At 35.5% G+C, this 22,477-nt stretch carries 23 protein-coding genes; 9 read left to right on the top strand and 14 right to left on the bottom strand.

Annotated features, from left to right (window positions below; all coding sequences use genetic code 11):
• Nucleotides 1–7: 7 nt before the first annotated feature.
• On the bottom strand, nt 8–466 hold the full coding sequence (locus V7S50_RS24465) for a MarR family winged helix-turn-helix transcriptional regulator (RefSeq protein ID WP_063225122.1): 459 nt from the start codon (nt 464–466) through the stop codon (nt 8–10).
• A gap of 272 nt (nt 467–738) precedes the next feature.
• Between V7S50_RS24465 and glpT the strand changes: the two genes are divergently transcribed.
• From glpT to opp4A, 6 genes are all read left to right on the top strand, one after another.
• Entirely contained in the window at nt 739–2,088 is a 1,350-nt protein-coding gene (gene glpT, locus V7S50_RS24460; RefSeq protein WP_063225123.1) for a glycerol-3-phosphate transporter, read from the top strand.
• Between the two features lie 283 nt (nt 2,089–2,371).
• Nucleotides 2,372–3,391: an ABC transporter ATP-binding protein gene (locus V7S50_RS24455; RefSeq protein ID WP_063225124.1), complete on the top strand. Its 1,020-nt coding sequence runs from the start codon at nt 2,372–2,374 to the stop codon at nt 3,389–3,391.
• Nucleotides 3,378–4,304 (top strand): ABC transporter ATP-binding protein, encoded by a 927-nt coding sequence (locus V7S50_RS24450; RefSeq protein WP_063225125.1) that lies wholly within the window; start codon nt 3,378–3,380, stop codon nt 4,302–4,304. Before V7S50_RS24455 ends, V7S50_RS24450 begins: the two co-directional genes overlap by 14 nt.
• 14 nt (nt 4,305–4,318) lie before the next feature.
• The gene (opp4B, locus tag V7S50_RS24445) at nt 4,319–5,284 is read left to right on the top strand and encodes an oligopeptide ABC transporter permease (RefSeq protein ID WP_063225126.1); all 966 of its coding nucleotides are present in this window, start codon (nt 4,319–4,321) and stop codon (nt 5,282–5,284) included.
• A 17-nt stretch (nt 5,285–5,301) separates the two neighbouring features.
• Nucleotides 5,302–6,207: an ABC transporter permease gene (locus V7S50_RS24440; RefSeq protein WP_063225127.1), complete on the top strand. Its 906-nt coding sequence runs from the start codon at nt 5,302–5,304 to the stop codon at nt 6,205–6,207.
• A gap of 12 nt (nt 6,208–6,219) precedes the next feature.
• The gene (opp4A, locus tag V7S50_RS24435) at nt 6,220–7,995 is read left to right on the top strand and encodes an oligopeptide ABC transporter substrate-binding protein (RefSeq protein ID WP_063225128.1); all 1,776 of its coding nucleotides are present in this window, start codon (nt 6,220–6,222) and stop codon (nt 7,993–7,995) included.
• 100 nt (nt 7,996–8,095) lie between these two features.
• Here opp4A and V7S50_RS24430 read toward each other — a convergent pair whose 3' ends face one another.
• The 4 genes from V7S50_RS24430 to V7S50_RS24415 all read right to left on the bottom strand — a co-directional run bounded on the left by V7S50_RS24430 (nt 8,096) and on the right by V7S50_RS24415 (nt 11,765).
• Entirely contained in the window at nt 8,096–8,221 is a 126-nt protein-coding gene (locus V7S50_RS24430) for a DUF4027 family protein (protein ID WP_080468770.1), read from the bottom strand.
• Between the two features lie 199 nt (nt 8,222–8,420).
• On the bottom strand, nt 8,421–8,843 hold the full coding sequence (locus V7S50_RS24425; RefSeq protein WP_000277989.1) for a universal stress protein: 423 nt from the start codon (nt 8,841–8,843) through the stop codon (nt 8,421–8,423).
• 65 nt (nt 8,844–8,908) lie between these two features.
• The gene (locus V7S50_RS24420) at nt 8,909–10,360 is read right to left on the bottom strand and encodes a SulP family inorganic anion transporter (protein WP_242255369.1); all 1,452 of its coding nucleotides are present in this window, start codon (nt 10,358–10,360) and stop codon (nt 8,909–8,911) included.
• 157 nt (nt 10,361–10,517) lie between these two features.
• On the bottom strand, nt 10,518–11,765 hold the full coding sequence (locus tag V7S50_RS24415) for a cell wall-binding repeat-containing protein (protein ID WP_242255371.1): 1,248 nt from the start codon (nt 11,763–11,765) through the stop codon (nt 10,518–10,520).
• A 175-nt stretch (nt 11,766–11,940) separates the two neighbouring features.
• On the opposite strand from V7S50_RS24415, the gene V7S50_RS24410 reads away from it, so the two are divergent.
• Nucleotides 11,941–12,618 (top strand): response regulator transcription factor, encoded by a 678-nt coding sequence (locus tag V7S50_RS24410; RefSeq protein WP_063225131.1) that lies wholly within the window; start codon nt 11,941–11,943, stop codon nt 12,616–12,618.
• Nucleotides 12,619–12,629: 11 nt separating this feature from the next.
• The gene (locus V7S50_RS24405) at nt 12,630–14,021 is read left to right on the top strand and encodes a sensor histidine kinase (RefSeq protein WP_242255381.1); all 1,392 of its coding nucleotides are present in this window, start codon (nt 12,630–12,632) and stop codon (nt 14,019–14,021) included.
• A 17-nt stretch (nt 14,022–14,038) separates the two neighbouring features.
• On the opposite strand, the gene V7S50_RS24400 is transcribed toward V7S50_RS24405, so the two are convergent.
• Nucleotides 14,039–14,563: a dihydrofolate reductase family protein gene (locus V7S50_RS24400; RefSeq protein WP_242255384.1), complete on the bottom strand. Its 525-nt coding sequence runs from the start codon at nt 14,561–14,563 to the stop codon at nt 14,039–14,041.
• A 64-nt stretch (nt 14,564–14,627) separates the two neighbouring features.
• On the opposite strand from V7S50_RS24400, the gene V7S50_RS24395 reads away from it, so the two are divergent.
• Entirely contained in the window at nt 14,628–15,623 is a 996-nt protein-coding gene (locus tag V7S50_RS24395) for a helix-turn-helix transcriptional regulator (RefSeq protein WP_242255386.1), read from the top strand.
• A gap of 39 nt (nt 15,624–15,662) precedes the next feature.
• On the opposite strand, the gene V7S50_RS24390 is transcribed toward V7S50_RS24395, so the two are convergent.
• The 8 genes from V7S50_RS24390 to glnH all read right to left on the bottom strand — a co-directional run bounded on the left by V7S50_RS24390 (nt 15,663) and on the right by glnH (nt 22,466).
• Nucleotides 15,663–17,087 carry a DUF4367 domain-containing protein gene (locus tag V7S50_RS24390; RefSeq protein WP_242255388.1) on the bottom strand — a complete coding sequence of 475 codons (1,425 nt, stop codon included), beginning with the start codon at nt 17,085–17,087 and terminating at the stop codon, nt 15,663–15,665.
• Nucleotides 17,053–17,610 carry an RNA polymerase sigma factor gene (locus tag V7S50_RS24385; RefSeq protein WP_242255390.1) on the bottom strand — a complete coding sequence of 186 codons (558 nt, stop codon included), beginning with the start codon at nt 17,608–17,610 and terminating at the stop codon, nt 17,053–17,055. The genes V7S50_RS24390 and V7S50_RS24385 overlap by 35 nt, the downstream gene beginning before the upstream one ends.
• Before the next feature lie 179 nt (nt 17,611–17,789).
• Nucleotides 17,790–18,182, bottom strand: coding sequence for an HIT family protein (locus tag V7S50_RS24380; RefSeq protein ID WP_242255532.1), 393 nt, complete (start codon nt 18,180–18,182; stop codon nt 17,790–17,792).
• Between the two features lie 104 nt (nt 18,183–18,286).
• On the bottom strand, nt 18,287–18,664 hold the full coding sequence (locus tag V7S50_RS24375; RefSeq protein WP_048525050.1) for an OsmC family protein: 378 nt from the start codon (nt 18,662–18,664) through the stop codon (nt 18,287–18,289).
• Nucleotides 18,639–20,066 carry an amino acid permease gene (locus V7S50_RS24370; RefSeq protein ID WP_063225138.1) on the bottom strand — a complete coding sequence of 476 codons (1,428 nt, stop codon included), beginning with the start codon at nt 20,064–20,066 and terminating at the stop codon, nt 18,639–18,641. The genes V7S50_RS24375 and V7S50_RS24370 overlap by 26 nt, the downstream gene beginning before the upstream one ends.
• Nucleotides 20,067–20,271: 205 nt before the next feature.
• Entirely contained in the window at nt 20,272–20,916 is a 645-nt protein-coding gene (locus V7S50_RS24365; RefSeq protein ID WP_063225139.1) for an amino acid ABC transporter permease, read from the bottom strand.
• Nucleotides 20,917–21,573 (bottom strand): amino acid ABC transporter permease, encoded by a 657-nt coding sequence (locus V7S50_RS24360; protein ID WP_242255393.1) that lies wholly within the window; start codon nt 21,571–21,573, stop codon nt 20,917–20,919.
• 62 nt (nt 21,574–21,635) lie between these two features.
• The gene (gene glnH, locus V7S50_RS24355) at nt 21,636–22,466 is read right to left on the bottom strand and encodes a glutamine ABC transporter substrate-binding protein GlnH (protein WP_242255395.1); all 831 of its coding nucleotides are present in this window, start codon (nt 22,464–22,466) and stop codon (nt 21,636–21,638) included.
• Between the last annotated feature and the right edge of the window lie 11 nt (nt 22,467–22,477).

Below are 22,477 nucleotides of genomic sequence, written 5' to 3'. Positions count from 1 at the left end.
ATTCCTCTTAGTTATTCTCTTTTTTCTCTTGTGTCCCGCAAATAATTGTTTCTAGCTTCTCAAAGAGACGTAACAAATCTTCTCTTTCTTGTAATTCTAAATGTGAGAAATATTTTGCAATGTGCTCATTACGAGCGATCATTGCCTCTTCTACTCTAGATTTCCCCTTTTTTGTTAACTCAATGATGACAACACGGCGATCATCTTTGTCGTGATAGCGTTCTACAAGCTCTTGGTCAATTAAGCGATCAATCATCACTGTAATTGCACTAGGCTTTACATACATCTTTTTTGCTAATTTTGTCGCTCTTGAAGCACCGTAATGATCTAAAATCTTTAAAATATAAAACTGCGGTGGTGTAAGTCCTGTTGCTTGCATTTGTTCTAATAACTCCGTCTGCATTTTCTTTCCAATCGAAAAGGCAAGAGCTTGAATTTTATCGATATGCGTCATATCATTTGGCATGTTATCCACCTCTTATTTAAGCAATAAAATATTTAATGTATTTAAATATTAATCCTACGAATAAAATCCGTCAACACTTTTTATTTATAAAAACGTTTACAATTTTGTCACAAAGTTGTATAATTTTCGACGAAGTTAATATTGACAGTCACGGAGAATCGGAGTACACGGCTATGAATCATAAAAAAGGAAACTTTTTTATATTTCATGGCCTTTTTATATTCTCTCTGCCTTACAACACTTCGAATTAATTAGGGGAGGATTTTCATTTTATGTTTTTCACACAATTATTTAAGCCTGCGCCCCACGCGGAACGCTTACCAGCTGATCGCGTTGATAGCGAATACCGTAAATTACGTTTACAAGTATTCTTAGGTATCTTCATCGGTTATGCAGGTTACTACTTTGTTCGAAAAAACTTTTCACTAGCAATGCCATACTTAATCGAACAAGGCTTTAGTAAAGGCGAACTTGGGGTTATCCTTTCAGCAGTATCTATCGCTTACGGATTAAGTAAATTTCTTATGGGTATCGTATCCGACCGTTGTAATCCTCGCTACTTTTTAGCAGCTGGGCTATTTTTATCAGGTATCATTAATATTATTTTCGGCTCATTCTCTTTCATTACAACGAGCATCATACTTATGTTTGTACTTCAGTTTTTAAATGGGTGGGTACAAGGTATGGGATGGCCTCCTTGTGGTCGTACGATGGTTCACTGGTTCTCTATTAGTGAACGTGGTACAAAAATGTCTATTTGGAACGTCGCTCATAATGTCGGCGGCGCACTTATGCCTTCTCTTGTAACATTAGGATTATACTTCTTTGCAAATGACTGGAAGAGTATTTTTTACTTCCCAGGTATTCTTTCAATTTTAGTTGGTATTTATGTGTTAATTACGATGAGAGATACACCTCAATCTTGTGGATTACCTTCTATCGAGGAACATACTGGAGAATATCCAACAGATGAAAAAGTACAAGATCGCGAACGCGAACTTTCGGTAAAGGAAATTTTATTTAAATACGTACTAAACAATAAATTTTTATGGTACATCGCTATCGCGAACGTTTTCGTATATTTCGTACGTTACGGCGTTGTAGACTGGGCTCCTACTTATTTAGTAGAGGAAAAAAGCTTTACTCATAGTAGCTCACGTACCGCTTACGCTCTATATGAATGGGCTGGTATTCCAGGTACGCTTCTTTGCGGATGGATGAGTGATAAACTATTTAAAGGACGCCGCGCACCTGCTGGTATTTTATTTATGGTTGGTGTATTTATCGCCGTTCTTGTTTACTGGCTAAACCCTCCTGGTAATCCAATGGTTGATAGTATCGCACTTGTCGCGATTGGATTTTTAATTTACGGACCTGTTATGTTAATTGGTCTACACGCTCTTGACTTAGCACCAAAGAAAGCGGCTGGAACTGCAGCAGGCTTAACTGGCTTCTTCGGTTACTTAGGTGGAGCAACTTTCGCCAGTGCCGCTATGGGCTTTATCGTAGATGCATTCGGATGGGATGGCGGATTCATCTTATTACTTGCATCTTGTGTACTTGCAATGTTCTTCCTTGCTCTTACTTTAAATACAGGGTCAGTAAAACAAAAGCAAGCTTAAGCACTAATATTATTCTTATCAAAAAAAGAGAGACTGTTCTTTCGAGAACACCTCTCTTTTTTCTACATATAAATCTTTTTTCCTACAAAAGATTTATTTCCCTACCCTATACATGTTAGCGTTTTCAAAGCACTCCAACTACTTATATAAATGCATCCAATCTTTATATAAAAAGATTTTTGAATATTTTTTCAACTTGTGCTTGTCAAACATTGTCAATTTATATTAAAATAACAACAACATACAAAATATTTAGTCTTTTCAGAAAGATGGAGGGATAGCCATGAAGAATCCACTTCTTCGCATTGAAAACTTACAGACTTCCTTTCGTATACAAGATCAATATCATGCCGCAGTTGATGATGTTTCGTTAACTGTCCATGAAAATGAAATTGTCGCGATAGTTGGTGAATCAGGTTGCGGAAAAAGTGCACTTGCCCTTTCTATTATGCGACTGCATAATGAAGCAAATACAAAGTTACAAGGGCAGCTTAACTATAGAGATAAGGATTTGCTAACTATGTCAGCCGCAGAGATGAATAAAGTACGCGGCTCAAACATCGGCATGATTTTCCAAGAACCTCTTACAGCACTCGATCCTCTTATGACAGTTGGAAAACAAATCGAAGAAAACTTAGACTACCACACAAGCCTTTCAAAAGTTGAAAAGAAAGAACGCACCTTAGAACTACTTCATCAAGTTGGTATTCCAAAACCAGAACTTACATATAAACAATACCCACACGAATTATCTGGCGGAATGAGACAAAGAATTGTTATCGCAATTGCAATTGCTTGTAACCCAGCACTCATTATTGCAGATGAGCCAACAACGGCTCTTGACGTAACCATCCAAGCACAAATTTTAGACTTACTAAAATCTATTCAAGAACAAACGAAAATGGGCATCATTTTAATTACTCATGATTTAAGTGTTGTTGCAGAAACAGCTGATCGTATCGTCGTTATGTACGCTGGACAAGTTGTAGAAACAGGAAAAGTTGAAGAGATTTTTAACAATCCTCTTCACCCATATACTCGTTCTCTATTAAACTCCATTCCATCTGCGTATGCTGAAAAAGAAAAATTGCATGTAATTCAAGGGGTAGTTCCTTCGTTAGCGAAACTTCCTCGCACAGGTTGCCGTTTCCAAGCTCGAATTCCATGGATTAGACCTGATCAACACGAGGAAAATCCAATTTTACATGAAGTAAAACCAGACCATTGGGTACGTTGTACTTGCTACAAGCATTTCAACTTCCAAGATAAGAAAGGAGATGACGTAACTCATGGCACTGCTTAAAGTAGAAGATTTAAAAGTACATTTTCCAATTAAAGGTGGTTTCTTCGGACGCACATTAGATTACGTGCGCGCTGTCGATGGTGTAAGTTTTGAATTACAACCAGGTGAAACATACGGGATTGTTGGTGAATCAGGAAGTGGCAAATCAACAACGGGTAAAGCAATTATGCATTTAACGAAAGCAACAGAGGGTAGCATTCATTTTAATAATAGAGATTTAACAAAATTAAGTCGCTCTGAGCTACGTGAACAACGAAAAGATATTCAAATGATTTTCCAAGATCCTTATTCATCATTAAATCCGAAGAAACGTGTTCTCGACATTATTGCTGAGCCTCTCCGAAATTTTGAGAAGCTCTCACCTGATGAAGAACGTAGAGCAGTTCAAGAATATCTTGATAAAGTTGGTCTAAATCCAGAGTCTATTTATAAATATCCACATGAATTTTCCGGTGGACAAAGGCAGCGGATTGGTATTGCACGCGCTCTTACTTTAAAACCGAAGCTTATTATTGCGGATGAGCCAGTATCTGCGCTTGACGTGTCTGTACAGGCACAAGTGTTAAACTTCTTGCAAGATTTACAAGCTGAACTCGGACTAACATACTTATTCATTAGTCATGATTTAGGTGTAATTCGTCATATGTGTGACCGTATCGGTGTTATGTATCGCGGACGCATTGTCGAAGAAGCAACTAGTACAGAAATTTATAATAATCCGCAACATATTTATACGAAACGCCTAATATCAGCAATTCCTGATATTCGTCCTGAAAAAAGAGAACAACAGCGTAAGCTCCGTCAACAAGTAAGCTCTGAGTACGAGAAATCATACGAAAATTATTTCAATGAAAACGGTCGGGCTTATGACTTAAAAGCAATCTCGCCAACGCACCGGGTGGCATTACCATAAGGGAGTGATAAAACATGTGGAAGTTTATATTACGGAGATTTTTAGTGATGATCCCGCAATTATTCGTGTTAAGTATACTTGTCTTTCTACTAGCTAAAGCAATGCCTGGCGATGCCTTAACCGGCAGAGCGATGAATCCAAAAGCGGATCCAAAAGTGATTGAAGAACAACGTGAAAAGCTTGGATTAAATGACCCAGTTGCAACACAATATGTTCGCTGGATTAAAAATGCCGTCCAAGGTGACTTCGGTATTTCCTATGCACATAAAATGAAGGTAACCGATTTAATTGGAGAACGACTTGGAAATACAGTATCTTTAGCACTTGTCATTCTTATTCTTACTTATTTAATTGCCATACCACTAGGAGTTATAAGTGGGCGGTGGAATGATACCTGGGCTGATCGACTCATTACCATTTACAACTATCTAGGTTTTGCTACACCACTATTTATATTTGCATTAATTATGCTCTTCCTATTCGGATTTAAGTTTGCAATATTCCCAACCGGCGGTAGCGTTGATCCTCAAGTTGCAACAGGTACATTTGCTTATTATTTAAGTAAATTGAATCACATGCTATTACCAGCTTTATCTGGTGCATTAATTGCGACAGTTGGTACGGTTCAATATTTACGAAGCGAAATTATTGATACGAAGCATAAAGATTTTGTGCGTACAGTAAGAGCAAAAGGTGTTCCAGAATCAAAAATCTATTCTAGACATATTTTACGAAATTCATTCTTACCAATTGCAGCCTTCTTAGGCTATGAAATTACAGGATTAGTTGGCGGTGCCATCTTTTTAGAAAGTATTTTTAGCTATCCAGGCATTGGACAACTATTTATACAATCTATCTCTCAACGTGATTTTAGTGTAATAACTGCACTCGTTATGTTTACTGGATTTGCAACGTTACTTGGAACTCTCCTTTCAGATATTATTCTAAGCATCGTCGATCCACGTATTCGTATTGATTAAAGAAAGGAGATGACGTTATGTTAGCAAACCCTGAAAAACAAACTGAAGTTATTCATTACGAAAAAAGCCCTTCTGGTTTCTCTATTATGTGGCGAGAACTTCGTAAAGATAAATTAGCAATGTTTTCACTTATTTTCCTAGCAATCTTATTACTAGCAGTCTACACAACATCTTTTATTATGAAACAAGAAGATATTGTACGAGTTGATTTATTCGCTATTTATGCTCCTCCCTCTGCTGAACATTGGTTAGGAACAGATTACGGAGGACGCGACATTTTCGGCCAACTTATTATTGGTACACGTAACTCCTTTACAATTGGATTAGCAATTACTATTCTTTCTTGTTTAATTGGTCTTTCAATTGGATTAATTGCCGGGTATTTTGGAGGAGCTATTGATAATATCATTATGCGCATTATCGACTTTGTTATGGTTTTACCATTTTTAATGCTTGTAATTGTATTTATTACACTTGTTCCTACATTCAATATTTTTACTTTCATTTTAATTATGAGCGTGTTCTTATGGACAGGAAAGGCCAGATTAATTCGCTCAAAAGTATTAACTGAAAAAGAACTAGATTATGTCTCTGCATCTAAAACTTTAGGAACACCAAACTGGAAAATCATCCTTTTCCAAGTACTACCTAACTTAAGTTCAATTATCATCGTTAGTATTACATTAAATCTTGCTGGAAACATTGGTATTGAATCTGGTCTAACTTTCTTAGGATTTGGTCTACCAGAAAGTACACCAAGCCTTGGTACACTTGTTAGTTATGCTAGAAATCCAGATGTATTACAAGAAAAATGGTGGATTTGGTTACCCGCATCAGTCATGATTTTAACATTGATGCTGTGTATAAATTTTATTGGTCAAGCGTTACGCCGCTCGGCCGACGCAAGACAAAGAAAAGGATAAGGGGTGGAAGAAATGACGAATAAGCCAAAGTTTTTCAAAGTATTAAGTACACTTGCGGTTTCAACATTACTACTTTCAGCATGTGGGGGCAGTGGTGGTAGTGAAAAAACGAGCAGCACAAAAAAAGTAGATACAAATAAATTTAGTGCATCTGTTAAAAATGATAAAAAGGAAATTAAAGATGGTTCATTAACTTATGGTCTTGTTTCTAACACACCATTTGAAGGACTTTTGAACTTCGCTGTATATGAAGGAGATCCTGATAACCAGGTCATTACAATTTTCGATGAGTCTTTATTATCAAATGACGAAAACTGGGAATACACGAATGATGGTGCTGCTACATATGAAATTTCTAAAGATAAAAAGACAATTACACTAAAAATTAAAGATAATGTAAAATGGCATGATGGAAACCCTGTTACTGCTGAGGATTTAGAATACTCTTATCTAGTAATTGGTAGCAAACAATATGCTGGTTCTCGCTATGACACTCAAATGCAAATGATTGAAGGTATGGAAGATTACCACAATGGAAAAGCCGATAAAATTTCAGGTATAAAGGTAACGGATCCAAAAACAATTTCGATTACATTTAAAACAGAGAATCCTTCAGTGAAAACTGGGCTTTGGGCATACCCTCTTCATAAGAAATACTTAGGAGATGTACCAATCGATAAATTAGCAGAATCTGATAAAATCCGTAAAAACCCAATTGGTTTCGGACCTTTTAAAGTGAAGAAAATTACGCCAGGAGAATCCGTTGAATTTGAACGTTTTGATGACTATTATGGTGGAAAACCAAAACTGAAAAGCATGGTTTTAAAAGTTGTTAACCCTTCCGTTGTTAACGCGTCCTTAAAAAATGGTGATATTGATATCGCTGAAGTAAGTGCAGATCAATATCCAAATGTAAGTAAATTAAAAAATGCACAATTAGTCGGTAAAACCGATTTATACTATAGCTATATCGGTTTTAAATTAGGCCATATGGATAAAGAAAAAGAAGAAGTAGTGATGGATAAGGAGAAATTTAAAGATGTTCGTGTACGTCAAGCAATGGCGTATGCTATCGATCGAAAAGAAATTGGTGAAAAATTATATCACGGCCTACGTTATCCAGCTAACTCACCAATCCCACCATCTCTACCAAAATATCATAACAATAAAGTTGGTGCCTATGATAAAGATGTAGAGAAAGCTAAAAAGTTATTAGATGAAGCTGGCTATAAAGATACGAACGGAGATGGATTCCGTGAAGATCCGAATGGTAAAGAATTTAAAGCTAATTTCTTATCAATGAGTGGTAGCGATGTAAGTGAACCACTCGCAAAATTCTTTATCCAATCTTGGAAAGACATCGGCCTAAAAGTAGAGCTTCTTGATGGCCGCTTACATGAATTTAACTCATTCTACGATATGATTAAAAAAGATGATCCAAAAGTTGATCTTTTCGCTGCAGCTTGGGGAACTGCATCTGATCCAGACCCTTCTGGTATTTGGGCTAAAAACGCGCCGTTCAATTACACACGTTGGGCTACTGACAAAAACACAGAATTATTAAAACAAGGTATTTCTCCAAAAGCTGCTGATGAAAAGTACCGTAAAGATGTATACGATAAATGGCAAAAATTAGTTCATGATGAAGTACCATTAATTCCACTTCATTATAAATTTGACCTAAAAGGTGTAAATAATCGCGTAAAAGATTATAAATATACACCAGAAGATCAATATAAATGGGGTAACGTTAGCGTAACAAGCGATAAAGCAGAAACAGAGAAATAAGAAAATAGCTCCTGGCGCTGAGATACATGCCAGGAGCTATTTTTTCTTTACAATCCTTTTCTTGCTATTTATAATAACCAATTCCTTCCCTACTCTAAGATTAAAAGATTTGATGAATCATCTTTATTAAAATAGCTAACGTAACAGATGCAGCAAATCCCCCTAAACAAATTAAGCTTACCCCTTGACTATATGATAAATTTTGAAATGATTTCATTGCTTCCATCCTCCCTATCTCCCCTTTGATACTCTTATTTTACCAATGGGAAAAATTTCATAACATCGATTTTCCTAACAACTAACTTACAAATTTGTAAGTTAGTATTTTTTAAAACTTATATATCTAGTATGCCCACCCACTCTCCCTTTATACGTCAAAAAAGACCTCGAATTATATCAAGGTCTTAGTTACGTTCTATTTCGTTTTACTTTATAATCATCACCGGACATTTCACACGCTTTGCTATTTTATGACTGACACTACCAAGTACCATTTCTTGTAATGTATTTAATCCTCTACTCCCAGCAATAACAAGATCTATATCTCCTGTATTTACATATTGAACAATCGTATCTCCTGGATCGCCATGTAATATCGTAATTTTATAAGAAATGTTCTCTTTCTTTAATAAACCTTCAATCTCTTTTAATTTATCTTTTCGACTAGCTGATACTGTTTCTAAATCCGTTTGACCTTGTATAATATCTGACTTTGCCGTTCTATTATCTACAACATACACGACTTCAACATTTGTTTCTTCGTTAAATTTTGCAATATGTGTCGCGTGCTCAGCTGCTCGAAGTGCATGTTCAGAACCGTCACACGCTAATATAATTTGTTTATACATATGCTGAATCCCCTTTTCGTTATCCTACTCGTATTATATAATAAAGCCCCCTAAAAAGGAGGCTTCTAACTAGCAATTCTTTTATTATAAGTAGCTAAATTTGTAACAAGTTTTGCGCTACGTTCATTTAATCCTGTTATACTTACTTTCACACCAATTTGTTCATACTTCATGATAACTTTATCAATTGATGCCACTGCTGAGTCATCCCATACATGCGCATGAGTAAAGTTCATCTCAATTTCTTTCACATCTTCATTAAATGAAAAAGCATTTATAAAATCTGCCGTAGACGCAAAGAAAAGTTGACCGTGAATTTCGTATATTTTCTTATTTTCAATATATAAATGTTTCACGTGAATCTTTGCCATATTGAATGCAAATAATACAGCACTAATTACTGTACCAATAACTACGCCTAATCCTAAATTGTGAGTGATAAGAACGACTACTACTGTTACGATCATAACGAATGCATTCCCTTTTGGTACTTTATGAATCGTTGTTACAGAGTTCCAATCAAATGTTCCGATTGAAACCATAATCATAACTGCAACTAATGCTGCCATCGGAATATGAACAACATAATCACCTAAAACGAATAGTAATACGATTAAAAATCCGCCCGCTACAAACGTCGATAATCGTCCGCGTCCACCTGATTTAATATTAATAACAGATTGACCAATCATTGCACATCCTGCCATACCTCCGAAGAAACCAGCAACAACGTTTGCAATCCCTTGCCCACGTGCCTCCTTATGCTTATTACTTTCCGTATGCGTCATATCATCTAAAACTGAAGCTGTTAATAATGACTCTAATAAACCAATAATTGCAAGCATAACTGCATACGGTAAAATAATACCTAATGTCTCAAGTGTAAAAGGCACGTCAGGAATGCTAAAGAACGGTAATTCTTTCGGCAAGCTTCCCATATCCCCTACTGTTTTCAACTGTAATCCGCTCATAAGTGCAATACTTGTCACAATAATAATGGAAATAAGTGTAGACGGAACAGCCGTCGTAATACGTGGAAATACATATATAATTACAAGACCTAATGCGACAAGTGCATACATTTGCCAATTTGCATTTTTAAAATGCGGTAATTGCGCTGTAAAAACTAAAATGCCAAGGGCATTTAAAAAACCACTCATAACTGACTTAGGGACAAACTTCATAAATGAACTCAGTTTGAACATGCCAAAAATAATTTGGACAATACCTGTTAATATTGTTGTAGCAAATAAATATTGCAAACCGTGATCCTTAACGAGCGTTACCATTAATAATGCCATTGCACCTGTTGCAGCTGAAATCATCCCAGTTCTTCCGCCAACAAATGAAATGGTAACTGCGATACAAAAAGCTGCATACAATCCAACGGTCGGATCTACACCTGCAATAACGGAGAAAGCTATCGCTTCAGGAATTAATGCTAAAGCAACGACAATTCCTGATAACACGTCCCCTTTCACATTGGAAAACCAGTCATTTTTTATCGTCTGAAACAAAATATCACTCCTCTACTCTTTTATCATTTGATTTTCTCCGTAAGAAAATCAAGGCCGACTGCACGAAGGTTATTATATAACGAGTAGAGGATTTTGTGCTATGTAAAAGTTTCCTAAAGAAAAAGGCACTACCTTAGTAGCGCCCTTGTCCATTATATTAATGTCCACCGTGTCCTTGACCACTTTCTTGTACAATCTCTAACCTCTCATCCAATATACCTTGTGTTTCAAATGAAATATCACTCGTACTTCCTAATAAGAAACCGTGATTATACGGTCCAATCGTTGGGTCATCTTTAAAATTCGGTTGAATACTAGCAAGGAAGTCATACACTGGTTGTGAGGCTTTACCTTCTTCTAACACTACAACAGGTGCGTGTTTACCCATATGTGAAAATGGTGCTCCTGCAACTGCTAAGTCTGGTGTTTTGCTTGAAACAAATGATAAACCGTGGCCTGGTTTTGTGAACCCCCAGCCAAATTTCGTTTTCTCATCTTTAAATTTTGCAAATGCAATAGAATTTTCTGTTGGAGTCTCACCACTAATACGCGTTACTTTCCCGTATTTGCTTAACTCTTTTTCTACTTCTTTTGAAACGATTTTTTCTGGTCCTAATACATATATATTCGCTTTATCTTTTCTCATCTTTAATGCCTCTATCGTCGCTTCTGGCACCTTATCTTTCCCTGTATATAAAAGCGGTTCTGGCATATGAGAAATCCAGTTTACAGCTGGTGTTGTGTATAAACGTCCTTCTTCTTCAGACGAACCGATAATAACACTATTTGGGTAGCTTCCTGTTATATCAGCATATTCTTTATCCACATTTTTTGCAAATGTAGCTGGATCCGTTTCTTTTATTTGCTTTACTTTATACTCTTTTAATTGCTCCAGGATTGATGCACCGACATCCCCCATCATCATAATTTGTGTTCCATCTTTCGTTCCGAGCGGATTTAGCCGTTTTATTTCTTTTAACGTCATTTCAGGTACCTTTTCTTTTTCTATAAATAAGATCGGCCCGTTATTCGGATGATGAATAAGATCCGCACTTGCAATCCCTAATTGCCACTCGCTCACTGGCACTAAAATAACAGCGCCTGGCTGATTCTCCTTATGAGTTGCTGGCCATATCGTTTGTGAAGTTAATACAGCCATTTGCAATGGATCATTTGTGTTTAACCTCGTCACATTTTTTAAACTTGTCGTTAATAAATCATTCGATGCCCCTTCGTTCATATCTTTCGGCGCAGTTACTTCCTGCTTCATTTTCATTTCCTTTTGCTCTGTTTTCTTCTCTTCTTTAGATTCATGATTTTTATGATCTGTATTCGTTTGTCCACATGCTGCAAGACCAACTGCTGTAATTATTGTTATCCCAAAAACCCGGGTCATCTTTTTCACTATACCGCCTCCGTATGAATCATTTTCGAGCCAATATGATTATCTAAAATGGAATTTCAACTTTACAATAACAAGCAATTCTGAAGAAATTATGCAGATGAATTATAATCTGCACCATTTCTTCATGATTTTGCATTAAACTTTAAGTAACGATTATAACTATGGAGGGCTCTCTATGATTGATATACTGCTCGTAGACGATGAACCGAGAATGCTTGAATTATTAACACTTTACCTTACTCCAATTGGATATAATTGCATATGTGCACAATCCGGAGAAGAAGCTATTTCACATATAGAAAATCAAAACTTTAAATTTATTTTACTCGATATTATGATGCCAAAGATGGACGGATGGGAAACGTGCAAAAAAATCCGTTCATTTAGTAACGTTCCTATTATTATGGTTACCGCGCGTGATCAAACAGTAGATGTCGTCCAAGGATTAAAAATCGGAGCCGATGATTACGTAACGAAACCTTTCCATGAGGAGGAACTTTTCGCAAGAATTGAAGCTGTTTTACGGCGTACGAATCAAGATGCGCAAATCGAATATCACGGCATTTTATGGGATGAGGCAAAACATTTTGTGTCTGTCCATGATGAAGAACTTCTTCTCACTCCAATCGAATTTTCTTTGCTCGGATTATTTTTACGCCATGTGAACTACGTATTAAGCCGTGATCAGCTCATTGAACGAATTTGGGGATTAAATACAAATACAGAAGATAGAACTGTCGATTCACATATTCGTAATTTGCGTGATAAATTACGAAAAGTAAATTTCCCTATCGATCACCATTTAAAAACAGTTTATGGCGTCGGATATCGATGGATTGATACTCTAGATTAAGGAGCAAAGCAATGAAGCGAATTTCTATTCAGCTCGGATTTTATTTTTTGATTGTTACACTTTTAATCGAAAGTGTTCTATTTGTCTCGCTTTATTATAGCCTTGTCAACAATAGAGTAAATGAAGAAATGACAGCTTTATTAAAGCGCGGAAATAGTCACAGAGATGTCCTTGAAAAGTATTTTGATAAGCAAACAATCTCCCATGTTGCACTAATGGAATCCGAAGCCGAAACCACTGTTGTTATTACAAATGCAAATAAGGATATACTAGCTAAATCCAATGAAATAAATACTACTATAAAAAAGCATATTGAAAAGATGCAAACACGGACAGATCATGACGGAGCAATTATAGAGAATCATTGGAAAACATCTAATTATATATGTACAGTTAGTCCAATTATAGTCACAGGAAAAACAGAAGGCTATGTATATATGTTTCTCGGAACAGCATCAATAGAAGAAATGGTGAATGGGCTAACGAGACAATTCATTATTGCCGGAGTCATTACTTTTCTATTAACAGCCATCACCATCTTTCTCTTATCACGGTTGTTAACAAAACCATTGTTACACATGAAACATGCCACTGAAAAAATGAGCAAAGGCGATTTATCTGTTTCATTAACAACTAGTCGAAATGACGAAATTGGTGAACTAGCATCGTCTATTCAAACGCTTGCTAATGATTTACATTATATGAAAACAGAGCGAAGTGAATTTCTAGCGAGTGTTGCTCATGAATTACGAACACCGTTAACATACGTAAGAGGTTACGCTGATATCGCTTTAAAAGAAAGCACATCTCCCGAGCAACGTTTGCGATATTTATCTATTATAAAAGATGAGTCTGATTACATTACAAACTTAGTTCAAGATTTATTTTCACTTGCACAAATGGAACAACATAACTTTTCTATTCAAGTAAAAGAAGTACATTTACACACCTTCCTTACTCGTATAACCGAAAAAGTAAATGCCATATATAAAGAAAAATACATTAAAGTTTCTTTCTCTTGCCCTTCCACACTGCTAGTAAGCTTAGATGAGCAGCGATTTGAACAAGTTATAGTGAACATTTTGAATAACGCTTATAGACACTCAAAAGAATATTCTCATATCCACATCTCTGTTATAGAAGAAAATAAACGTATCTCCATTACAATTGAAGATGAAGGCGAAGGGATTCCGCCTGAAGACCTTCCTCACATTTTCGACCGCTTTTACCGCGTCGATAAAGCAAGAACACGCGCTACAGGTGGAACTGGCTTAGGACTCTCTATCGTGAAGGAAATTGTAGAACTACACGGCGGGAATATTACAGTCACAAGTGAAGTTGATCATGGGTCTTTTTTCACCATTTCATTACCATCTATAAACAAACACGGCTACTATCAGTAGTCGTGTTTGTTTATCCTTTAAGATTTTACTTTATAATATAAATTTACAAATTGCCCAAAACGTTTCGTATCCGTTAAAGTTAAATTGATTTCCGGGTTCTTGTCTTGAAATAACGGAACTCCAGAACCTAATATATGCGGTGTAATCGTAACGATATATTCATCAATTAGATTATTTTTAAAGAACTCTCTTAATAGACTTCCTCCACCGACCATCCATATTTTAGATCCTTCTTGTGCTTTTAACCTTTTTGTAAACTCCACTACATCTTCATTTACAAACTCTACATGTCCGTTCGTGCCTTTTTCTGAATTAGAAAAAACATAACATTTTTTGTCTAAGTACGGGAATGTTTCCGTATGCTCTACTACATAATCGTACGTTCTTTTTCCCATGATTATTGTATCAATCGTTTCATACATTTCTGTATAACCGTTATCTCCCTCTCCTTCCGTTTCCATTAACCACTGTAAATCATCATCTTCTTTCGCAATATATCCATCCAAACTAGCTGCAATAAATAAAACTATTTCACGTGACATATCTTTTCCTCCTTGCATCTCATCTTGATAACATATGATGTAAACAATATACTAACAGTAAAACATGACAATTTATGTCATGTTAAAAAGAAAAAAGGTGATACATTTGTCAAAAGCTAAACGCTTATTAGATATTCTTATATTTGCTTCTGCCAAAAAGACATTTACAGCTCAAGAAATAGCTGATGAATTTAATATTTCCGTTCGTACTGTCCATAGATACATTTTAGATTTAAGTGATATGGGATTACCCATTTATGCTGAGCAAGGTCGTAACGGCGGCTATAAAGTATTAACGAATAGAGTTATTCCCCCTATTTTATTTACGGAAGAAGAAGCAGTCTCCATCTTTTTTGCTTTTCAGTCTTTAAGCTACTACCGAGACTTACCTTTTAATACCGAAATCAATTCTGTTACTCATAAACTGTATGGTTCTCTACAAGATGATGCGAAAGCGAAAGTTGATACAATACGTTCTTATATCGCTTTTTGGAATCCGAAAAGAACAATTGATACACCTCTTTTAAACGAAGTGTTAACAGCGGCTATCGAAAATAAAAATTTACACTTCCAATACGAATCTAAATCGGGGATAAAAACAAAGCATGTTCATCCGATCGGTGTATATGCTCACGACGGTTTATGGTATTTGCCCTCCTATGATTTTAGTAGAAAAAAAGTATTACTGTATCGCGTCGATCGTATTCTTTCCATATTATCAATGGAAGAAAATAAGGATACATTCATGAATTTAGAAGAGTGGTTTACCTCTAACTCTAACGTAGTATACAGTCCTATTCAGTTACATGTTTTACTGACAACAGAAGGTGTGCGCCAATGTAAAAGCGTGCCTTACCTTGAAGAATTCGTGGTAATAAACGAAGACGGGACAGGATATATACATTCAACAATTGATAAAGGAGAAATCAATTTTATTACGCCTTTATTTTATAGGCTTGGAAAAGATGCACGAGTTTTAGAACCGAAAGAACTAATAGATGGTTTGCGTATTCGTGCGAAAGAAGTTTTACATATGTATGAAGACGAAAAAAGCTGCTAAATGTAAGCAGCTTTTAGTGTATTTGTTCCTACTGTTTTACTATTGACGAATATCAAACCACCAACGATTTTTCGAATTCATGTTTTCAGTGTCACCAATCCCTCTGTAATTGAAAGCATCCAAAAAGATTGAATCTAGTTTATCTTCATCTACAAAATAACCTAAGTTAACTTTTACCGTTTCTCCTGGTCGAATACTGCCAATATTGTAGAAACTTTTCCCATCTCCGTGAGGCTCTAAATAATCAACTTCGCCCGTCATAATATTTTTCTCGGCAATTCCATCTTCTTTAGCGTAGTTCCATGCATTAGCTTTAGATTTAAGCAGTTTTATAGATGGATGCATATAAATTTCTTCTGTCGCCTGCTTACCTATATTTTTCACTGTTGTTGTTAGATAAATAAATTTAGGATGAACTAATTTTGACTCTACTAATTGATCAATTGAATCTTTACCATTTCCAATTTTATATTTATCCCTTCTATATGGTATCAATCGTCCAGCTTGATCCAAAGCCTGATTCCTGCTTAGTATTCCTAAGCCCATTTCATAAAAGTTCTCTTGTTTAAAATCTTTGATTGAATCAAAGACTTCAACTTTTTCTATCACATATTCAATTTGGCTGTTATCCATAGATATCGTTACTGGAACCTTTTGCCCTATATGAAATAGTCGTTTGCTATCTTTTTTCAAAGGAATCACCTTAGTTTTTTTAGGTTCATCTGCTTCGCTAAAATACTTTTTATCATAATCCGTTATATATGATGCCTTTTCTTTTGAAGTAAGCTCAAGTGAAATATTCCCTAACACATCTATCATTTGTTCTTCGTTTATATCTGACCCAATAAAACTTTCTAACATAATCCCTTCTTTCTCAAAAAAGAGAAAGACCTTCCTATCAAACATTACATTGTTGTTTCCAGTTTCTTTATGAACAATTACTGCTTTCCTACCATTTATCTCTTTTTCTTCATAGCTTTTTGAATACAAAGTTTGAAAATCTGCATTTTCTCCTATTCTCCAAAGAGCAAATGAAAAACCACCCATTACGTCGTTATCTTTAAATGAATATTTCATAGCACTATCATCAATTGCTTCCATATTTTCTGGCAATTTACCAACCTTCAACTTATACCACTTATTACTCTTTTTCGGATCCTTATTTGTTACTGAAACATTTACTTCGTAATTTTGTTTTTGGACAATCATATTGTAGACTTTTACTGCACCAAAAACGGTTGTCGGCATACCAATCAATAAGCAAGCAGCAGCGATTAACATACGATGTCTTTTACGCTTTTTCTGCGGTTGTCCATCTTTCAGCTTCATTTCCTCCATAAACAATTTCTTTTTACGTGTATATGTATGTGAAAATTCATGTCGTTCTTCGAGTTTATCAAAATCATCTAAAGCAATTTTTTCAGCAAGTTCATACATTTCTTTGGAGTTCTTTGAATTCGTCATGTTGTATACCTCCTATCATATTTTGGACTCGTTTTCGAGCGCGTTCAAACTGCTTGCGGACATTAGCCTCCGTAATCCCCATTACACTTGAAATTTCTTGATACGTTAAGTTATAGAAGACTTTGTACTTAAACACCTGTCTGTTAGATTCATTTAACTCTTTTAGCAATGTATCAATTTGAACCTCAGACATTTTACGTTTTTCCCACTCTTCAATATTTTCATCTACTGCTTCTATTGATTCTCTTTGATATTCTTCTAAAAATGTTTCATGTCGTTTATTTTTCCGGTAGCTATCAATCGCCTTATTTTTCGCGACCCTCAAAATGTAGCGTTTAAGCTCTTGCATGTTCAAGCTATGGAGATTTTCCAAGTTCTTATAAAGAGTAATAAACGTCTCTTGAACTGCATCTTCAGCCTGCTGAATATTATTTAAAATAGAATACGCTACATAATAAACTTTTTGTTCGTACAACTCGTATAGCTCTTCCATCTTTTCGTAATCGTTGTTTGTAACTTTCATATAATTCCTCCTCTCACTCTATATAACGAATGAACGATATACTTTGTGACACTGCAAAATCTTTTTATAGATAAAATTTAATAATAGAATAAACAAAAGCCCAATTTCTCTATTGTAACTAAGAAATTGGGCTTTTGTTTATTAGAATTTTCCTCACTGTTCCATTAAGAACATCCCTCTTATGCCTTTTCAGTAAGCCGTATTTGCTCTATCGCTTCTTTTAACAAATTTCTTGTCTCTTCAAAGTTATGATTCTTCTTTTCCCCCGGTTGCACCGTATAAAACTCAGCAAATGAGCGCTCTTTATATCTTGGTACCACATGCATATGGTAATGTGTTAACTCGTTAAAGATTCCACTATTTTGACAAATTGTAATTCCATCTGGTTTATATAATGCCTTAATCGCTTTTACAATAATCTTAGAAGCATCCATAATCGATTTCGCTACAACGTCATCTAATTCGTCTACTTCTACAACATGCTGCTTCGGCACAATTAAAGTATGGCCTGGATAAAAAGGTTCATGATCTAAAAAGCATGTTACATATTCATCTTCATATACTTTATATATTTTTTCTTATTCGTTTGCTAATTTACAACCTAAACAATCCATTACACTTTCCCCTCTCTCTAAAACATAAAAACGTGAGAACCGTATTCTCACGTTTTTATATTTCACTTTATTAGTTCAATTGTTTCCGTAACTTTTATACTATCTTTTACAGATTGAACAATCGTGCAATTTTTCACTGCAAGTTGCAACGCCTTGTCCAACTGCTCCTCTGTAATGTTTTGTGCTTTAATTTTATAGTGCAAATGAACACTTTCAACTGGTTTTGATAAAGCTTCACTTCTACCAATTTCCGTTTCAATTGTAAACGTATCGTATGGAATACGTTTCTTTTCTAAAATTGTTCGAAAGACAATTGCACTACACCCTGCGATAGAGGAAACGAGTAATTGTAACGGTGAATATCCGTTTTCTTTTCCAATCGCTAATTGACCATACGATAAATCTGCCTCTATATCATGGTGTTTGATTATTAGTTTCATTTGTTTTTTCCATCTCCACTTTCATCGGTTTCTGCCGTTTCTTACTCATATAATAATATATATAGCAGAAAATGATAAATGGAATACCACAGTATAACGCCATTCTTTGTTCTGGAATAAACGCTAAACTAATAACAACGATACTATTTGTAATTAAAGCTAAAATAGGAACAATTGGATATAACGGTGTTCTATACTTTAAGTCCTCTAACTTTCCTCCGCCTTTTATATACTGGCTTCTAAAGCGTAGTTGCGATAGAGCAATAATGATCCAACTTGATACAGCTGATAAACCAGCTATAGATAATAAATACATGTATACTGTATCTTCTGCAAGGAAGCTTGTGAATAAAGAAAGACCAGCTACAGCAATCGTTACGACTAGCGCTGTAATTGGAATACCACGCTTATTTACTTTCTGGAAGGAAGTTGGTGCCATTCCTTCATTTGCAAGTGACCATAATATACGAGTTGCCGCATATAATCCTGAATTCGCTACAGATAGTAACGCTGTAATAATAACGAAGTTCATAATATCAGCTGCGTATGGAATACCGATTTTATCAAATACGACTACGAATGGACTTTCAATTACGCCTGCTTCTTTCCAAGAAATTAATCCTACTAAAATTGTCATTGTTAAAATGAAGAATAACATAATGCGCCATACTGTATTACGGATCGCACGTGGAATTGTTTTTTCTGGATTTTCACTTTCTCCCGCTGCAATTCCGATTAACTCTGTTCCTTGGAATGAGAAGTTAACTGTAATCATTGTAAGTAATACGGCAGCTAATCCATTGGGGAATAACCCGCCATCGCTTACAAAGTTAGAGAAAAGAGGTGCCGCTTCTTTTCCATCGTATGGTAAAAATCCTAGCAATGCACTACCACCAAGAACAACAAATGCAAGAATTGTAACTACTTTAATACTAGAGAACCAAAATTCTAATTCAGCATAACTTTTCGCCGAAATTGCGTTTGAAGCATATAAAATAACGCCGAATACAAGACACCATACCCAAACATCAACATTCGGAAACCATCTTTTCATCATTAAACCGATTGACGTTAATTCTAGTCCTACTGTTACAGCCCAGCCAAGCCAGTATAACCAGCCAATCATAAAGCCAGTTCCTGGTCCAATAAACTTCGTCGCATACTTTTGGAAAGATCCTGAAACCGGCATCGCTACCGTTAATTCTCCAAGACAAAGCATTGTTAAATACATAATAAATCCGCCCACTAAATATGAAAGGATGGCTCCCCCTGGTCCAGCCTGATTAATGGTGTAACCTGAACCTAAGAAAAAACCTGTCCCGATTACACCACCAAGTGCGATCATAAATAAATGTCTACTCTTCATCGTACGATGTAATTTCTCATTCGTTGGTTGCTGCATCTAAATCCTCCCCCTACCGATACCCCTATATCTTGTTAAAATTTTCTGATAATAAAAATATACACGAAAGCGATTACAATTTCTATATAAAATTAAAACTTTTCTGATAAAATAATATAAAAAATTGAATTATCACGAGATTTAGATTCTAATTAGAGGAAAATAAGGTTAAACAAGGAAAAAACCTTTACATATATTGTAAAGGTTAACGAAGTTCTAATCTTCTCGATAAAATTGATAAACTATAATTTACGATAAAGTACATACAAGCTACTACTATAAACGTTGGAATCATATAATTCACATTCTGTCCGCTAATAATTTGAGCATTATGCATAAGCTCTGGCAGTGATATAACAACTGCTAATGCTGTATCTTTCAGCAATGAAATAAACTGACTAACAAGCGGCGGGACCATTCTTCTTAATGCTTGTGGTAAAATGATATGCCAAAGCGCTTGAACATACGTTAATCCTGAAGATCTTGCGGCTTCAATCTGTCCTTTTTCAATAGATAATAGACCACTTCGAACAATTTCAGATATCATTGCCGCTTCAAATATTGTTAACGCAACAATTACAGCTGTTATAATTTCTAATTTCAATCCTGCTTCTGGAAGTGCAAAATAAGTGAAAAATATAATTAAAAGTAGTGGTAAATTTCGAATCACTTCAACGATAATTCCTAATATTTGTGAGACGACAGGTATTTTCATGTAGCGCAATATCCCTATTACACTCCCAATAATAAAGCTAAGTACAATCGCTACAAGCGCTACCTCTAACGTTATGAGTAATCCTTTTAATAAAAAGAGGATATGATCCCCTGTTATAGCTCCCTTAAAATCCATTTACACCGCCTCCTTTGCCAAGCGTTTTTCTAAATAACGCACTAGCATACTGAGCGGAATTGTTAATATTAAATAAAACATCCCGACAAATATATAAACATCAAACGTAACAAACGTCTTCGTTGAAATTAAATCTCCTTGATACATTAAATCAGCACCAGCGATAATTCCGAGTATGGAAGAGTTTTTTACTAAATTAAGAAATTGATTTCCTAGAGGAGGGATTACGATTTTCATCGCTTGAGGTAAAACGACATGGTACATCGCTTGCGTATAAGTCAATCCTGAGGAACGCGCTGCTTCCATTTGACCTTTCGCGACTGATAAAATACCAGCGCGAATAACCTCGGCAATAAACGCTGCAGTATATACCGTAAGCGTAACTGTTCCTGCTACAAAACCATTTAAAGTAACTCCTATTACAGGTAAAGCGAAATAGAATATAAATGCAATTAATACGAGTGGAATATTTCTTACAAACTCCACAAAAGCTGATCCTACCCAGTTTAAAATACGAATCGGTGCAATACGCATTACTGCCAAAATTACTCCTAAAATAAAACTGCCTATTAATGCAATTACACTAGACATAACTGTATATTTAAACCCTTCTAAATACATATCAATGTTATTCGTTAATATAGAAAAATCAGGCACATATTCTCCCCTCTTTCTTTACAAGAAGAGGATGAGTACTCTCATCCTCTCACTTTTACTATCTACTTTTCTGGTTTTTGTCCAATCCACTTCTCATATAATTTGTCATACTCCCCGCTTGCTTTCATGTCTTTAATTAAAGTATTAATCTCTTTCGTTAAATCATCTGCCCCTTTTTGCACTGCAATTCCGTACGGTTCATCTGTGAAAATTTTTCCTACTACTTCATAATTAGAATCTTGTTTTGCCATTCCGTAAAGGATCGCATTATCTGTCGTTAACACATCACCTTTCCCTGCTTTTAACGCTGTAAATGCCTCACTATAATTTTCAAATTCTAATACAGTCGCTTCTGGTGACTTTTGACGAATGTTATTTGTAGATGTTGAACCTTTTACAGCTAACACCTTCACGCCTTTTTTCACATCATCAATACTTTTAATATCGCTCCCTTTTTTCACAAGTAACGATTGCCCCGCTTTAAAATATACATCTGAAAAATCAACTTCTTTTTTACGTTCTTCCGTAATTGTCATTGTTGCAATAATTGCATCAATATCACCATTTTTCAGCATTGGAATACGTGTTTTAGACGTTACTTCTTTTAATTCTAGCTTCTTTTCATCTCCGAGAATCTTTTTCGCAAGTGCCTTCGCAACATCAACATCGAATCCTTCTACCTGCCCTGTTGAAGGATTTTTCAATCCAAATAAATTCGTATCATTCTTCACCCCAACTACTAGTTTCCCGCGCTTTTTAATTTGCTCAATGGCCCCGCCTTGCTTCGTATTCGTTTCTTTTGCCTCATCTGTTTTACTTCCGCACCCAGCAACGACAAGTACGAATAAACATGAAAATACGATTACGGTAAGCAACTTTTTCATTTTAAACATGAAATTCCTCC

The organism is Bacillus sp. CCNWLW194 (genome assembly GCF_037120585.1).
Taxonomy (GTDB): Bacteria; Bacillota; Bacilli; order Bacillales; family Bacillaceae_G; genus Bacillus_A; species Bacillus_A basilensis.
This window is presented reverse-complemented; position numbering and strand designations above follow the sequence as displayed.